The following is a 14,834-nucleotide window of genomic DNA, read 5'->3' as shown; positions in this document are numbered from 1 at the left end:
ACCCACCACCAAACCCGACCTCAGGACGTGTGGTTTCCATCACACCTGCCGGGCTGCGTCATTTACCTCACCCGGCTGAGGTTCTACCGTCCAGTCATGTCGGCCATGACCGACCAGAGCGCCACTCCGAAATCTCCGAACAATACCCACGGCAGGAGCCCATCATGTTCGCCATCCGCCCCGAAGAGCCCCAAGACCTCCATGCGATCCGTTTTCTGCATCGTCTGGCTTTTTCACCCAAACAAGCCGATGAGGCGGGGCAGTCGCTGACTTCTACCTGCGCCAACCGGGTTTCACTGGTTGCATTTGAAGGTGAAAAACTCGTTGGGCACATCCTCTTCAATCCGGTTTGGTTCGAAACCGAACATGGGGTCACCGGGGGGATGCACGGCATCATCGGGGGAATGGGGGTGCGGTTTATGGCGATTCATCCCGACCGCCAATCCCAACGGGTGGGGGGGTGTTTGCTGGAACAGAGCCTTCAAACCATCGCCCAGTTGGGTTGCCATTTTGTTGTCGCCTTGGAGCCCACCGCCCAGGATTTCTGCCAGTACGGCTTCAAACCGGCCAACCTTCGAGGGCTAACCTGCACCTGGAATCGCAACATCCAAGGCCCCTACACCATGGTCACCCTGAATGAAAAGACAATGGGGGGCATGCAGCGGGCGACCCGCTATCGAGGGCCGCTCGATCTGGTGGGATGAGGTTCCTCATTTTTCGGGAACACGGAACATTCAGGAGCCTCCATGCCGTTGCTCCCTACTCCATCCCCGCCGTCAGCACCCTTATTCCAGCGCGATGAAACCCTTGCCATGAAAGCACGTAAGCAGTCCATCGCCGAGATCGACGGCTTCATCGAGTTGATGGGCATGGCCAAAGAAAACCCCAAGATCCGCGCCTTTCTACTGGCCACCCTACAAAGCCCCCCAACGCCACGCCATGCGCAAATCCAGGCACTGGCCAACCAACTCACGATCAACCGCGCCCCGCCTCAACTCGTCGCCGCCGTCATGTGTCTGCGCGACGACGGGGTGGCGGGGCAGGTGTTGGAACTACTTGAAAACGGCCCCTAAATATCATCGCCCGCGAAATCTTCAATCCAGCGGGTGTACCAATCCGGCCCCCCGCCATCCCGTCCCCAAAAGAACGTACCCTCCGAACTCGAATTCAAAGGAGTGCATGATGCGCATCATCCCAGCCCTGGCCTTCGCGGCCCTCGTCATCCCCACCACCGCCATGGCCGCCGCCGACTTGGTCAACAAAGACAGCCGCAGCTACAACATCAAGATCCACGACGGCGGCACCACCAGCGGCTCGATTTCGGGCAACACCACCCGAAACAGCATTTGCTGGTCCTGCACCCTTGAGGTCGAGGGGGTCGGTGAGATCGACATTACCGACTCCGACAGCCGGGTGATCATTCGCGACGGACAGCTTGAGAAGGAGTAACCCCAAGCGGAGGGAACGAGGCCCAGGGAGGGGCCGCCCATCCACCCCATGACGCCGCCCACCGCCACGGATAGGTTTGGAACCCATCACCTCACGAGGGGGAGGGAGCGGCTTGGGAACGGGGGTTGGGATGGGCGCACGGGAAGTACCCAAAAAACGCGAACCTCTGCTATTCGGGATGAAGCATTACGTCCAGGGCTGTTGGACGCCCTCACACGCCACCTGCGTGCCGACCAACCGGGCGAGCCCCTGGTGATCGGGGGCTTCGGGGCGTGGGGCAGCGGCAAAACCAAGGAAACGCTGAATAAAGGCCCCCTGCCTTTTTCAGCGACGCTTCGCAAAAACCAACAGTAGGCGCCATGAGGCGGCGATGGTTTTTGCTTCGCTTGCAAAATCAGTTACTGCCGTTCCTGATTTTGGCGGCCCATCTGTGGGTCGCTCGGAAGCGCCATTAAATCAGCGCTTCCCTAATGTTTTGGGGCGGTGAAGAGCGCCCTTGAGGTTCGGCTCAACGCCGCCACAGACCCCCCCCCACCATTCCCATCTGGCCCAACCCCTGGCGTTTCGAAGCCGAAGAACACTTCATCATCCTGCTGCTCAAGACCACCGAAGCGGCCCAAGAGGTACGACTGGCAGGCAGAATTAGGGGGTGAGCTGGCGGCGGTTGAACCCGACTACCGCTGGCATCTGGCGCAAAAAAAGGTGGTGCGCCCCTGCTGCTTGATCGCCCGGATTTCCTCCCCACAGGCCGGGCATCCCTCCCCCGCCCGCCCGTAGACCTTGAGTTCGAGCTGGAAGTAACCGGGGCTACCGTGGGCCGCCTTGAAGTCCTGGATCGAGGAGCCCCCCGCCGCAATGGCCCGCTCCAACACCCCTTGCACCGCCTCGTGCAGCGCCTCGATCTGTTTGTTCTTCAGTTTGTAGGCCGGGGTTTCGGGGTGGATGCCGGTCGCAAAAAGGGCTTCGCAGACGTAGATGTTCCCCAGCCCCGCCGCCACGCTTTGATCCATCAGCAGCGCCTTGACGCTGCGACTCCCCTTCTTGGCTTTCGCCGCCACCTGGGCGGCCCAGGTTTCGTCCCACGGCTCCGGCCCCATCGTGGCGGTCATCTCGGTCCCAAGTCCCACATCCCCCACCGCCACAAAGCCAAAGCGGCGCACGTCGCGGTAGGTCAGGGTTGCCCCTTGCGACCAATGCCAGCGCAGGTGGTCGTGGGGGCTGGCATCGGCGGCATCAAGCAGGGTTTTGCCGCTCATCCCCAGGTGGACCACCATTTCAAGCGGCACGCCATCGGCCCCCAAAAAGTGCCAGATCAGGTATTTGCCCCGGCGGTCGATGGCGTCGAGGCGGGCTCCGCTCAACCGCCCCAAATCCCCCTTCCCCAGCGGCAGACGCAGGTTTTTGTCGCTCAGCTTTTCGGCGCAAGCCACGGTCAATCCGAGCAGCGGCAGGAGTTGGCGGCGGGTGACTTCGACTTCGGCCAGTTCGGGCATGGGGACTCCATGACTACCGGAATAAGGGGCGCGCCCGGAGACGCGCCCCGATGAAGCGGCTTGTGAAAAACCTGTCGTTCCCCCTCACCGCCTTGGCCGTCCCCACTCCCGCGCATCGCCCCGTCGCTCCTTGTCGTGATGACAGGCACGGCGGAAGGTGCGCAGGGTTTTGAGGGCGCGGCCGAAGATCGTCTCTTCGTCGGCCTCCCCCTCCCCACCATGACCCGCCGCGATGCCGGTGAGCAGCTCGATCCCCTCCTCGACCCGCTCCATGGCGTGGATGTGAAAATCGCCCGCCGCCACCGCCGCCACCACCTCAAGGTCGAGCATCAGGTGGCGCAGGTTGGCCGCCGGAATCAGCACCCCTTGATCGCCGCTCAGCCCCCGTGCCTGGCAGATGCGGAAGAACCCCTCGATCTTCTCGTTCACCCCCCCCACCGGCAGCACCTGGCCGTATTGATCGAGGGCGCCGGTCACCGCCACCTCTTGGCGCACCGCCACCCCCGACAACGCCGACACCAGCGCCACCAACTCGGCCACCGAGGCGCTATCCCCCTCGACCCCGCCGTACTCCTGTTCCATCACCAGGGTGGCGTTCAGGCAAAAGGGGGCCTCGGCGATCAGGGTCGCCCCCAGGTAACCCTGAAGGATGAGCATCCCCTTATCGTGGATCGGACCGGAGAGCTCGACCTCCCGCTCGATGTTGATCACCCCGTCGTCGCCGGGATGAACCCTTGCGGTGATCCGCATTGGGTGGCCGAAGCGGGCATCGCCAATGTCGATTTCGGCCAGACCGTTGACCATCCCGACCATTCGCCCCTCGGTCGCCACCAGATGAACCCCCTCCAACACACTTTGCCGGGAGTGTTCCTCGGAATCGCCGTGCCGCTGCCGCCGTCCGGCCAAGGCCCCCTCGACGTCGGCGCGGGTGATGAGGTTGCCCTTACGGGCGCGGCACCAGGCGCCGCTTTCGATCGCCAGCCCCTCAAGGTCGGCGAAGCGGGCGCTGATTTTGTGCTGGTCTTCGCTGGCCCGAATCATCTCTTCAAGCATCAGGGCGACCGCAGGGGCGTCGGCATGGGGCATGGCCGCCCGCACGCACACCCCCGCCACAAAACGGGCGCAGGCCTGCCAGGTCGCGATGGTCGAGGGGAGCTCGTCGGCAAAGTCGACCTTGGCCCGGAAGTGGCGCAGAAACTCGGGGTCGAGTTCGAGCAGGTCGTAGTAGGCATCCCGGGAGCCGATCAGAACGATTTTCACCGCCACCGCCACCGGCTCGGGTTTGAGCCCGACCACCGGCAGGGGGGAGGACAGGGCGCTGGGCTCTTCGATGCTCAACCGGCCCGAACGCAGGACCCGTTGCAGTTTTTCCCACACCGCCGGATCGCGCAGCAGATCGCGCAGATGCAGCATCACAAAACCACCATGAGCCTGTAGCAGACTCCCCGCCTGAATCTGCCGCCAGTCGGCGACCAACCCCTCGGGGCGAGGCTCGTACTCGATCCCCCCGAACAGGCTACGGTAGGAGGGGTCGTCGTCGATCACCACCGGGGCATGGTTGAGATCGCCGTTGTCGACCGCCACGTTGACCCCGTAGAGGGGGGCCAAGAGGTCGGGCTCCCCCGCCTCAACCGGCTCTTCGAGCAGATCCAGGCGACCGAGCAGGTCGGCCTGCATCAAAGCCAGCCAGCGCTCTAGATCGGCCCCGCCAATGGTGCTGCGGGGCAGGGCTGCGATCATCGCCGCCACCACCGGGGTGCAGACCTCAGTTTTGAGCCGCTCAAGATCGGCGTTGAGGCGGCTTTCGAGGGGGGCGATCTTATCGAAGTAGGCGCGGGTCGCCCGACGTAGGGTCCCCTCCTCGCCCGGCGGGGGAGGACTCCTCTCCTCCCCCTCGGCGGTGGTGAAGACGATTTTGCCCTCCTCCTGGTGCACCCCGAATCCCAAAGAGCGGGCGAGCTGGGTCAGTTGTTCGAATGCCTCCCCTTGGGTCGCCTCTAACACGCCACGCAGCGCCTCGCTTTGATCGCGATAATCGGGATGGCGCAGCGCCCGCTCGATGGCAATGCGCAGCGCGCTCAAGCCCGCAGTCAGCCCCCCCTTCAGGCGGCTTGCGGCGCCGGGATCGAGCCGCAGGGCGTGGGGGGCTTGGGGATTTGCGAAGTTGGGCAGAAAACACAAATCGGGGGGGACCGGGCGGGTGGCCGCGGTTTGCTCCATCGCCCGGCACAGCAAAGAGGAGCGGCCGCTCCCCTCGGAGCCGAGCACAAACAGGTTGTAACCGGGAGCATCGAGATTCAGCCCAAAACGGGCCGCCTGCTCGGCCCGGGGCTGGCCGATCCAATCCTCGATACGGGGATTCAGTTGACCGGTCGAGGTAAAACCTAATGCGGTGGGATCGATTGTTTGACGTAACTGGTATGGCTCAAGCAGGATCAGAGGCATCGCCCCTCCTGTCGGGTATGATTAAAAAAATTAGGCGCAACCTTACCCCATCCCGGTGACGGAACACCTCGGCCTTTTGGACCAACCGCCCTGTGACGACCCCCATTCCACCCGCCATGCTCAGCACGCGTTTCGCCAAAGGAACCGGCTGGATGGTCGCGGGCTGGAGCGCCCTGGCCTCTGTATCGATGGGCTGGAACATACTGCTCGAACGGGAAGAGGCGGTCGACATGGCGGCCCGCGAGGTTCAGGCCTACTTCATCAAGGATCTGGCCTACCGCGACTGGAACGCCCACCACGGCGGGGTCTATGTCGAAGTCTCCCCCGACACCCCCCCCAACCCCTACCTCAAAGTGCCCGAGCGCGACATCGACACCCCCTCGGGACGCCATCTCACCCTGGTCAACCCCTCCTACATGACCCGGCAGGTGTTTGAGCAGACCTCTAAAAAATTTGGCATCCACGCCCACATCACCAGCCTTAAACCGATCCGCCCCGAAAACGCGCCCGATCCTTGGGAGCGCAAGGCGCTGGGAGCCTTCGAACGTGGCGCCAAAGAGGTCATGGAAATCTCCGACATCGACGGCCAGCGCTATCTGCGTCTCATGCGCCCCCTGGTCACCGAAAAACCCTGCCTCAAATGCCACGAGGCCCAGGGGTACAAGGTCGGCGACATCCGTGGTGGCATCAGCACCTCCGCCTCGATGGCCCCCCATGAGGCGATCTCCAACGCCCACATGCTGGCGGTCGGGCTGGGCCACTCCCTACTTTGGCTGGTCGGGATGCTGGGCATCGGCTTTTTCTCGCGGCGGTTGCAAACCAAGCTGGAACAGGAACAACGCACCGCCCACCGCCTGGTGCTGACCAACCGTTCGCTGCGCACCTTAAGCGCGGTGAACCAGATGTTGGTGTGGAGTGACCGGGACGAGGAGCTGATCGAAGGGGTCTGCTCCAGCATCGTGGACATCGGGCAGCAAACCATCGCCTGGATCGCCCTGCTCCCCCGACCGGATGCTCCGTTCCCTGCGCTGGTGGCCTGTAGTCGGCAACACTTCAAAGAAGGGCAGAGCTACAAGATGCCCGACCCGGAACAAAACCCCGACCACCCGATTTGGCGCTGCTGGCGCGACAAGGCCCCTTTGGTGATCGAGGATCTTCCCGACGGCGAGGATCCCACAGGATTACAAGAACAGGGGCAACGTCTCGGTTTCCGCTCCATGTTGGTGATGCCGCTGCGCCGGGAGGCGCGAATCATTGGCATGATGGGGATCCACAACCACCTGCCCCATGCCTTCAGCGCCGAGGAGATCGACCTGTTTTTAGAGATGGGGGGCGATCTGGCCTTCGGTCTGCACACTCTAGCAGCCCAGCAGGAGCACCAGCAGGCCCAAGAGGCGGTCGACTTCCTGTCGCATTACGACCAGCTGACCCACCTCCCCAACCGGGTCATGCTGCGCCACGGCCTAGAAACCAGCCTCGACAAGGCCCAGGCCGAGGGGGGCTGGGCGGCGCTGCTGGCGCTCGATTTGGCTGGGTTCAGACGGATTAACGATTCGGTGGGGCATGAGGCGGGGGATCGGCTGTTGCAAGAGGCGGCGCGGCGGATTCAACGGGCCGTTCGTCCCCAGGATCTGGTCGCCCGTACCGGTGGGGACGACTTCGCCATTGTGCTGCAACCGGTCCACAGCCAGTTGGAGGTCGAGGAGCTGGCGCAGCAGATCCTCAACAACCTGACCACACCGGTCCGGGTTCAGGGGCTGCATCTGCGCCTGGAGGCCAACATCGGCATCAGCCTCTACCCTCAAGATGGGCAACAACCCGACCTGCTGTTGCAACAGGCGGCCGCCGCCCTCGACGAATCCCGCAAGCTGGGTCGCCAGCGTTATCAGTTCTTCTACAAAGAACTTGGGGAGTCGGCGATGGCCCGGGTCCGGCTCGATTCCGAGATCGCCCTGGCGTTGAGCGAAAACCAGTTCGTCCTGTACTACCAGCCCCAGATCAATCTTGAGACCGGGCGCATCGTTGGGGTCGAGGCGCTGGTGCGTTGGATCCACCCCCTGCACGACTTGACCCCCCCCCAGGTGTTCATCCCCCACGCCGAGGAGTCGGGTTTGATCCTGCCGTTGGGAGCCTGGGTGCTGAAGGAGGGGTGCGCCCAGCTAAGCCGCTGGCTCGATGCGGGGCTGCCGCCCCTGACCATGGGGATCAACCTGTCGCCCCGGCAATTTGCCGAAGCGGGACTGCTTGAGACGATTGCCCAGGTTATCGAAGAGACCAACATCCCCCCCCATCTGCTCGAACTGGAAATCACCGAGGGGATGGCAATGGAGAATGTGCAGCACAGCTTTGAAACGTTAGAGGCGCTGCATCGGCTCGGGGTCAAGGTCGCCATCGACGACTTCGGCACCGGGTACTCCTCGCTGGGCTACCTACGCCGCTTCCCGTTGAACACCATGAAAATCGACCAATCCTTCATCGTCGATTTGACCCAAGAGCGGGAAAGCCGGGCCATCGTCGACGCCATTGTCGGCATGTCGCACAGTCTGGGGCTAACGGTGATCGCCGAGGGGGTCGAGACTCCGGAACAACTGGCGGTATTGGGAAGGCTGGGCTGCGACGAGGTGCAGGGCTTTTTGTTCAGCACCCCTTTGCCCAGCGACCAAATGGAAAACCTGCTCCGCACCCCCCCGCAGTGGAAGATGCCCGCTTGGCACCCTCGGTTGCGTTAAGGGCAAAGGGGGCACTCCCCCCCGGTGCCACGAAAGACGCACCACGCACGAACACGGCAAAACAAGAAAAGCACGGGTTGAACGGACATTTCTCGGGGGGTGGGAGCAAAGCGGTAGCGAGGTCGTAGTTCGGCCACGGGGTGGCCTCCTGCTTGGGTTCGGCCACGGGGTGGCCTCCTGCTTGGGTTCGGCCACGGGGTGGCCTCCTGCTTGGGTTCGGCCACGGGGTGGCCTCCTACGTGGTAATTGCTCCTGCATCCATGCAGGACGCTCACGTCCGACCAGGTTTCTAACCCTCGGTTTAGTTCAAGAAACCGGGAACCGCCAACGTGAACGGGGGAATGGGGGCTTCGAAGCGGGTGCCCGATTCGTCGTGCATGCCGTAGCTGCCCTGCATACTGCCGACCGGGGTCTCGATCACCACCCAGCTGGTGTAGCGAAACCGCTGGCCCGGCGCTAGATGAGGCTGCTCCCCCACCACCCCCTCGCCCCGCACCTCGCGGGTGCTCCCGGCGCCGTCGACGATGACCCAATGGCGGTCGATCAGGCGGGCACCCCGCTCCCCCCGGTTGACGATGTCGACGGTGTAGGCAAAGGCGAAACGGTTTTCGTCGGGGGCCGATTGGTCTTCAAGGTAGTGGGGAACAACCTGAACCTCGATGCGGCCGTTGAATTCGGTACTCATGGGCCTCCTCGTTCAACCTGATTTTAAGCAATCAACACTTGATCTCGGCCCCGCTGCTTGGCCACCACCAGCGCCCCCTTGGCCGCCTCTTCGAGCGCCGCAGGGGTGGGGTTTTGGGGGAAGGGGGCGATGCCGCAACTGAAGGAGGCGTGGAAGGAGCCTCGCCCCGAATGGTGAGGTTGGTCCACAAAACGTTCCCGCACCCCCTCCATCACCCGCCGCGCGGTTTCGATGTCGGTATCGGGCAGCACCACCGCGAAGGATCCCCCGCCGAAATGGCCCACCAGATCGGAGCGGCGCATCCGCACCCGCAACAGGTTGGTCAGCGCCATCATCACCTGATCCCCCACGGCGCTGCCGTACAAACCGTTGATCTGCTTGAAGCGATCCAGATCGAGGATCGCCAGCGCCAAAGGTTCTTGATGCCGGGTCGCCCGGTCGACCTCCGATTCAAGCAATTCCAGTACGTGGTCGCGGTTGAGTAATCCGGTCAGTCGGTCGCGGGCCTGCAACGCTGCCGCCGCACGGGCGCGGACCGCCGCTTGCTCCACCTCGGTGGCAAGCAGATCGAGCCCCACCGGCAAGGCCAACCGCTGGAATCCCCCCATGAAGGGGATCGGATCGCCCCCCAGGGCGCTGAACGACAGGATCGGGGTACTCAGCGCCGCCTGATCGGCCAGGATCGCTAGGGCGAGGTCGTCGCACTCGGGCAGGTAGCGATCGACCAGGGCCAAATCGGGGGGATCGGCCCGCAGGGGATCGAGCAACCCCTCGGCGGTTTCAACCGTGACGATCTGAAGACCAAAGCTGGTCAGCACCTTGTGCAGCAGGGTGCGCACCATGGGATCGCCCGAAACGAGCGCCACCCGGTAGGGGTTGCCCGAGTGGCGGTGGCGGGTCCAGCGCCCCAGAGCGGCGGTCAACTGGCCAAAATCGAGGGGGATGGGAAAAACCGCCTTGGCGCCAGACCGAATGGCGGCCAACCGGTCGGCAAACCCGGCGCCGCTGGCCAGTGCCAAGGTCGGAGCCCCCGGCCAGAGTCCCGCCAGCTCCTCCCCCTGGCTTGCGGCCCGGTCGACGTCGACCTGAAACACCACCGCCTTGGGGGGCTCTTCATACCGATGGGCCGACGCCGGATCGTCGACGACCTCGGGGCGAAACCCGGCGCGGGTCAAGGGGGCCACCAGGTCGTGGCCGAAGCGATCCTCGGGATCGAACAGGGCGATCCAGTCGCCCCCGACATCGCTGCTCACACCCTTGGGGCGAAAGCCGCGCAGGGTCGCCTTGGCCCCCGCCTCCAACGCCTGCCGCATCTGCTCGAAATCGGCCAGGGCGGTGGGGTCGGGTTTGCCACCCGGCGGCCCCTTCTCGATCCGCCCCCCCAGCGACAGCGCGGCATCGGCGACCTCCCCCAAGCCGAGCCAACGGCTGGTCAGCGCCAGGTCGTGGAGCGCGCGGCGCAGCTCGTGCAGCGCCCCCTCCCCCTCCAGGTTGTTCCACAACCCCTCGATGTGGGTGCGCCGCTGCGGCAGATCGGCGATCAACGCGCTACGTAGTTTTTTCATGGTCTCGATCATGGCTCCCCCTCCCGTGGTTGTCTCATGGCGGCATGAAATCAGGATGCCCCTGTGGCGGGGTGGGAACAAGGGGGATTCACAGCAGATAACGCAGCCCGATCCCCAACAGCACCAGGGTCAGGAACCCCTTGAGCCAACGCTCCTTCATGAAGCGGCTCAGTCGGGGGCCAAGCCAGGAGCCGACCGCCACCCCGAGCAGGGTCAAGCCCAGCAGGGTCCAGTCGAGATCAACCCCCAAACGCAGGTAGTTGGCCACCGAGGTGAGCGAGGAGATCACCACCGCCGTGGCGGCGGTGGCGGCGATGACGAACATCGGCAACCCCATCACCGAGGCCATAAAGGGGACGAGCAGAAAACCGCCCCCCACCCCCAGCGCCGAGGAGACCACCGCGATGAGCATCCCGGCCAGAATCGGCAACCAGGGAGAAAACGCGAAACGCTCTCCGGCGAAGGTGAAATCGAGCCGTTTCAAACCCCACTGCAACCGTTCCACCCCAATCGCCTTGGGGTCACCCCCTTGGGCCAAATGAGCCTCAAAACGGGCGGCGGCACGCCCCCCTTTGCCCGCCGTGCGGTTGGGGCGCAGGCTCCAGGCGATCTGCCCCGCCACCGCCAGGGTAAACAGGCCAAACACCGGTTTGAAGGCCGAAAGGTCCGACAGATAGGTGGCCGATAAAGTCGAACCGACCAGAGCCCCCACCACCCCACCCAGACCGAGCAACACCGCCACACACAGCACCAGCCGCCCCTGGCGCACATAGCCGGGCACCGCCACCAAGGGGGTGACCAGCGTGAGAATCTGGGCCATCGGTTTAACCATGTTGGCGTGGGCGACCCCCATGACCGAGATGAACCCGACCGAGGCGAGGATCCCCCCCGCCGCCCCGACCAGGGAATACGCCAAGCCGACCACCACCCCCCAAACCACAGGAATCCAAGGGGCGATCTCAATCCCGGCCACCGAAAACGTCATCGTTTCATCGCCTCGCTGCTGTCGAAAAGTGCAACAGTCCCCCCGGTGTTGGGGGACGCACCCCAGGTTTCATCCAATCCGATATACTGGCCCGTGCTTTGCCGATGGCCCGCGTCCCCCCCACTGACCACGATAGAATCCCCCATGCCGCCGTTGCTCCGTCGCTGCCTGATCGCCCTGCTCCCCCTGCTCGCCGCCCCCCAACTCTGGGCCGACGAACGGGCACAGCCGCTATGGGAGGCGGGAATGATGCTGGGGGCAACCGCGATCCCCCACTACATGGGCAGCGATCAGTCCTACACGGTGGCGCTGCCGCTGCCCTACCTCATCTACCGGGGGGAGCGGTTCAAACTCGACCGGGATGGGGCGCGAGGATTGGTGATCGATGGGGGGCGGGTGTCGCTCGACGTGGGGCTCTCGGCGGGGATGCCGGTCTCCGGCGGGGCCAACCGGGCCAGGGCCGGGATGTCGGCGCTCCCCCTCACAATGGAGGCGGGGCCGCGGCTGAATATCCGCATTTCGAAAGACGCCGCCGCCGTCGAGCGGATCGTCCGTATTCCGGTACGGGGGGTCTTTGATGTTCAAGGGCGGGGGTACGGCTGGGTGCTTGAGCCGCGCTACACCGCCCGTTTCGACAGCCAAGAGGACAACTGGAAACTGCGACTCGATGTCGGGATGCTCGTCGCCTCGCAGCGCTACCTTGAAACCTACTACGGGGTCGCCCCCGCCCAGGCGACCGCCGAGCGGGCCACCTACACCTCTGGGTCTGGGTTGCACTCCCTGTTTGCCTACGTCACCGGCGACCTACCGTTGGGCAACCACCTCTGGATCAAGGGTTTCACCAAGATCCGCACCCTGGCCCCCGGCGTGGTGCGCGACTCCCCCCTGGTCAAACGCAACACCAACCTCACCGTCGGAGCGCTGCTGATCTGGCTGCCGTGGCAATCGGACGAACGGGTGAACAGCCTCGATTTGGCCTCGGGGAAGTAGTCCCACCCCTATGATTTGTCAGGCCCCGAAAACACCAGAGTGACCGTCAACCCTGGCTGGGGTTGGCCGGGATGGGTATCGCTCAGTTCAAGTTTGGCACCATGCCAAAGGGCTGCGGCCCGCACCATGCTCAGACCCAAACCGTTGCCGGGGGTGGTGCGGCTGGCATCAAGCCGCGTGAAGCGGTCGAGCACCCGCTCCCGGTCGATGGTGGGAATGCCGGGGCCGCTGTCGGACACCTGAAGCACGATCTTCCCCCCCCGCGACCAGGCACCGAGCCTGACTTGGCCCCCGGACGGGGTGTATTTGATGGCATTGTCGAGCAGATTGCCCAGCGCCTGGGCCAGCAGATGGCGGTTGCCTTGCAGGGTCAGCCCCGGATCCTCTTTGACCTCGAAGTCGACCCCCTCCTCCTCGGCCAGGGCGCCGTAGAGCTCCCCCACATCCTCGACCAGAGCGTTGAGGTCGATGGTCACCTTCGGCCCCCCCGCCCCCGACTCGGCCTGGGCGATGGCAAGCAGGGCGTTGAAGGTGGCGATCACCCCCTCTAAATCGGTCACCGTTTCGTCCAGGATCGACCGCAGTTCGTTGGCATCGTGGACCTCCATCAACCCCAGCTCCATGCGACTGCGCATTCTGCTCAGTGGCGTGCGCAGGTCATGGGCAACGTTGTCGGTCACGTTGCGCATCCCCTCCATCAATCGGTCGATCCGCTCCAGCATGGCGTTCAGGCTGGTCAGCAAGCGGTCGACCTCATCGCCGCTGCCGTCCAGGGGCAGTCGCCGTTTGAGGTTGCCCTCCATGATGCCGCGAATGGCCAGATTGACGGTTTCCAACCGGTGCAACACCCCCCGGCTGAGCGTCCCCCCCACCACCAGCGCCACCACCAGCATCGCCCCCATCGCTCCAGCCATGGTGCGCAGGGTGTTTTCTTGGATCTCTTGCCGCTCATGGGTATCGCGCCCGACCAGCAGCTTGCCTCCCCCCAGCAGGGAGGCAACCACCCCCTGCACCGGGTGGGGCTCTCTACGCCGTTGTTCGTCCTCGTGTTCCCACTCTTGGCGCAACGAGAAATGGACCATCCCGTCTTCGAGTGTCTCGATGTCGGGCCAGCCGGGCAGATTGCCGGCCACAATATGGCCGTCGGGGGCGCTGAGTAGGTAAAGGTGGTCGGTGGTGCCGGAGGGGGCCGAGCGGCGGGCGATCTCGTCGGCCAGATCGTCGATGCCAAAGAGCTCGGCACGGTGCTGTAAGAAACCCATTTCGGTGGAGATATCGTTCGCCACGGTGTGATCCATGTGGCGAACGGTATCCCAGTAGAGGTAGGAAAGCAGGGCGAGGACCGAGGCGCCGAAAAACGCGGCGTAGAGGATCGCCAGCCGAAAGGCGTTGGTTTTAAGGATGCGCGGAATCATCGCGCAGCAAATACCCGGCACCCCGGACGGTGTGTAACAAAGGGGGGGAAAAGTCGCGGTCGAGCTTGCGGCGCAGACGGCTGATGTGCACGTCGATAACGTTGGTCTGGGGGTCGAAGTGGTAGTCCCAGACCTTCTCAAGCAGCATGGTGCGGGTCACCACCTGTCCGGCGTGGCGCATGAGGAATTCCAACAACTGAAATTCCTTGGGTTGAAGCAAAATAGGGGTTCCCGAGCGTTTGACGGTGCGCGAGAGAATATCCATCTCAAGGTCGGCGATCTTGAGTTTGGTCTCTCCACCGCTCCCCCGCCGCCGGGCCAGAACCTCAAGTCGGGCCAGCAGTTCAGCAAAGGCGTAGGGCTTGGTCAGATAATCGTCGCCCCCGGCCCGCAAACCCCGCACCCGGTCGTCGACCTCCCCCAAGGCGCTCAGAATCAAGACCGGAACCTCGATCCCATCCTGGCGCAGTGCGGTAATGACCGACAGGCCATCGCGCCCCGGCAGCATCCGGTCGACGATGAGCAGATCGTAGTCCCCCTCCCGCGCCAGATGCAGTCCGTCTTCTCCGTCGGCCGCATGGTCGACAACATGGCCGCTCTCCCTCAAACCTTTGGTCAGGAAGCGAGCCGTCTCACGATCATCTTCGATAACGAGTATGCGCATGATTTGATGGTATCCATGGTTCCGAGAGAAAAGCATCTGAAGTGTTGTTCATGAACATCTGTTCATCTTTTCGACATCTTCCCGTCATCGGCCAACCGCATGATACCGACCTTGAAGGAAAAGAGGTCGCGAACACCATCGACGTTCTCCTCGATTTTGCACGATGAACGCCCCAACGCACCAACCTTTGTCGACATACAAGCATTCGCCTTTGGTGTCTGGCTTGGCTTCACCCTAATGATTGTGCAACATTGTTTCTGTAAAAAGTCCTGGTTTTTTCTGTTAAGCCACGGGATTCAGATTTTGAAGTTCAGGTAGATTTTGCCGGCCATCCACTCCTCGTCGAATTCGGCGAGGAGTGCGCTGACCAGGCGTAGGCACGCGTCTGGATTGGGGAAGATAGAGGCGACGCGA

The 14,834-nt window shown here is 63.7% G+C and carries 12 protein-coding genes; 5 read left to right on the top strand and 7 right to left on the bottom strand.

From position 1 onward, the window contains the following. Positions 1 to 164: 164 nt before the first annotated feature. From AUJ55_09485 to AUJ55_09475, 3 genes are all read left to right on the top strand, one after another. Positions 165 to 704 carry a hypothetical protein gene (locus tag AUJ55_09485; GenBank protein OIO55885.1) on the top strand — a complete coding sequence of 180 codons (540 nt, stop codon included), beginning with the start codon at positions 165 to 167 and terminating at the stop codon, positions 702 to 704. 108 nt (positions 705 to 812) lie between these two features. Continuing rightward, positions 813 to 1,073 carry a hypothetical protein gene (locus AUJ55_09480; protein ID OIO55884.1) on the top strand — a complete coding sequence of 87 codons (261 nt, stop codon included), beginning with the start codon at positions 813 to 815 and terminating at the stop codon, positions 1,071 to 1,073. Positions 1,074 to 1,182: 109 nt separating this feature from the next. Beyond that, positions 1,183 to 1,449, top strand: coding sequence for a hypothetical protein (locus AUJ55_09475; protein OIO55883.1), 267 nt, complete (start codon positions 1,183 to 1,185; stop codon positions 1,447 to 1,449). Positions 1,450 to 2,123: 674 nt separating this feature from the next. Here AUJ55_09475 and AUJ55_09470 read toward each other — a convergent pair. Both AUJ55_09470 and AUJ55_09465 read right to left on the bottom strand, forming a co-directional pair. Next, a complete protein-coding gene (locus AUJ55_09470; protein ID OIO55882.1) occupies positions 2,124 to 2,942 on the bottom strand; it encodes a DNA-formamidopyrimidine glycosylase in 819 nt (272 codons plus the stop codon). A gap of 84 nt (positions 2,943 to 3,026) precedes the next feature. Beyond that, positions 3,027 to 5,387 (bottom strand): hypothetical protein, encoded by a 2,361-nt coding sequence (locus AUJ55_09465; GenBank protein ID OIO55881.1) that lies wholly within the window; start codon positions 5,385 to 5,387, stop codon positions 3,027 to 3,029. Positions 5,388 to 5,539: 152 nt separating this feature from the next. On the opposite strand from AUJ55_09465, the gene AUJ55_09460 reads away from it, so the two are divergent. Then, a complete protein-coding gene (locus AUJ55_09460; GenBank protein OIO55880.1) occupies positions 5,540 to 8,116 on the top strand; it encodes a hypothetical protein in 2,577 nt (858 codons plus the stop codon). Between the two features lie 301 nt (positions 8,117 to 8,417). On the opposite strand, the gene AUJ55_09455 is transcribed toward AUJ55_09460, so the two are convergent. The 3 genes from AUJ55_09455 to AUJ55_09445 all read right to left on the bottom strand — a co-directional run bounded on the left by AUJ55_09455 (position 8,418) and on the right by AUJ55_09445 (position 11,351). Then, positions 8,418 to 8,801 (bottom strand): Co2+/Mg2+ efflux protein ApaG, encoded by a 384-nt coding sequence (locus AUJ55_09455; protein ID OIO55879.1) that lies wholly within the window; start codon positions 8,799 to 8,801, stop codon positions 8,418 to 8,420. A 23-nt stretch (positions 8,802 to 8,824) separates the two neighbouring features. After that, positions 8,825 to 10,378 (bottom strand): hypothetical protein, encoded by a 1,554-nt coding sequence (locus AUJ55_09450; protein ID OIO55878.1) that lies wholly within the window; start codon positions 10,376 to 10,378, stop codon positions 8,825 to 8,827. Positions 10,379 to 10,454: 76 nt separating this feature from the next. Continuing rightward, positions 10,455 to 11,351 (bottom strand): hypothetical protein, encoded by an 897-nt coding sequence (locus AUJ55_09445; GenBank protein OIO55877.1) that lies wholly within the window; start codon positions 11,349 to 11,351, stop codon positions 10,455 to 10,457. A gap of 144 nt (positions 11,352 to 11,495) precedes the next feature. On the opposite strand from AUJ55_09445, the gene AUJ55_09440 reads away from it, so the two are divergent. Next, positions 11,496 to 12,341, top strand: a complete 846-nt coding sequence (locus tag AUJ55_09440) for a hypothetical protein (GenBank protein ID OIO55876.1) — start codon at positions 11,496 to 11,498, stop codon at positions 12,339 to 12,341. Between the two features lie 8 nt (positions 12,342 to 12,349). On the opposite strand, the gene AUJ55_09435 is transcribed toward AUJ55_09440, so the two are convergent. Continuing rightward, entirely contained in the window at positions 12,350 to 13,756 is a 1,407-nt protein-coding gene (locus AUJ55_09435; protein OIO55875.1) for a hypothetical protein, read from the bottom strand. Then, the gene (locus AUJ55_09430; protein ID OIO55957.1) at positions 13,737 to 14,420 is read right to left on the bottom strand and encodes a DNA-binding response regulator; all 684 of its coding nucleotides are present in this window, start codon (positions 14,418 to 14,420) and stop codon (positions 13,737 to 13,739) included. Before AUJ55_09430 ends, AUJ55_09435 begins: the two co-directional genes overlap by 20 nt. Positions 14,421 to 14,834: the final 414 nt, after the last annotated feature.

It is taken from the genome of Proteobacteria bacterium CG1_02_64_396 (genome assembly GCA_001872725.1).
GTDB lineage: Bacteria > Pseudomonadota > MNWR01 > CG1-02-64-396 > CG1-02-64-396 > CG1-02-64-396.
The sequence above is the reverse complement of the archived record's forward strand: the minus strand, read 5'-3'. Positions and strand labels throughout refer to the sequence as shown.

What these genes read in the sequence shown, in the direction of transcription:
- AUJ55_09485 (OIO55885.1), top strand. Translation starts at nt 165, where the DNA reads ATGTTCGCCATCCGCCCCGAAGAGCCCCAAGACCTCCATGCGATCCGT.
- AUJ55_09480 (OIO55884.1), top strand. Translation starts at nt 813, where the DNA reads ATGAAAGCACGTAAGCAGTCCATCGCCGAGATCGACGGCTTCATCGAG.
- AUJ55_09475 (OIO55883.1), top strand. Translation starts at nt 1,183, where the DNA reads ATGCGCATCATCCCAGCCCTGGCCTTCGCGGCCCTCGTCATCCCCACC.
- AUJ55_09470 (OIO55882.1), bottom strand. Translation starts at nt 2,942, where the DNA reads ATGCCCGAACTGGCCGAAGTCGAAGTCACCCGCCGCCAACTCCTGCCG.
- AUJ55_09465 (OIO55881.1), bottom strand. Translation starts at nt 5,387, where the DNA reads ATGCCTCTGATCCTGCTTGAGCCATACCAGTTACGTCAAACAATCGAT.
- AUJ55_09460 (OIO55880.1), top strand. Translation starts at nt 5,540, where the DNA reads ATGGTCGCGGGCTGGAGCGCCCTGGCCTCTGTATCGATGGGCTGGAAC.
- AUJ55_09455 (OIO55879.1), bottom strand. Translation starts at nt 8,801, where the DNA reads ATGAGTACCGAATTCAACGGCCGCATCGAGGTTCAGGTTGTTCCCCAC.
- AUJ55_09450 (OIO55878.1), bottom strand. Translation starts at nt 10,378, where the DNA reads ATGATCGAGACCATGAAAAAACTACGTAGCGCGTTGATCGCCGATCTG.
- AUJ55_09445 (OIO55877.1), bottom strand. Translation starts at nt 11,351, where the DNA reads ATGACGTTTTCGGTGGCCGGGATTGAGATCGCCCCTTGGATTCCTGTG.
- AUJ55_09440 (OIO55876.1), top strand. Translation starts at nt 11,496, where the DNA reads ATGCCGCCGTTGCTCCGTCGCTGCCTGATCGCCCTGCTCCCCCTGCTC.
- AUJ55_09435 (OIO55875.1), bottom strand. Translation starts at nt 13,756, where the DNA reads ATGATTCCGCGCATCCTTAAAACCAACGCCTTTCGGCTGGCGATCCTC.
- AUJ55_09430 (OIO55957.1), bottom strand. Translation starts at nt 14,420, where the DNA reads ATGCGCATACTCGTTATCGAAGATGATCGTGAGACGGCTCGCTTCCTG.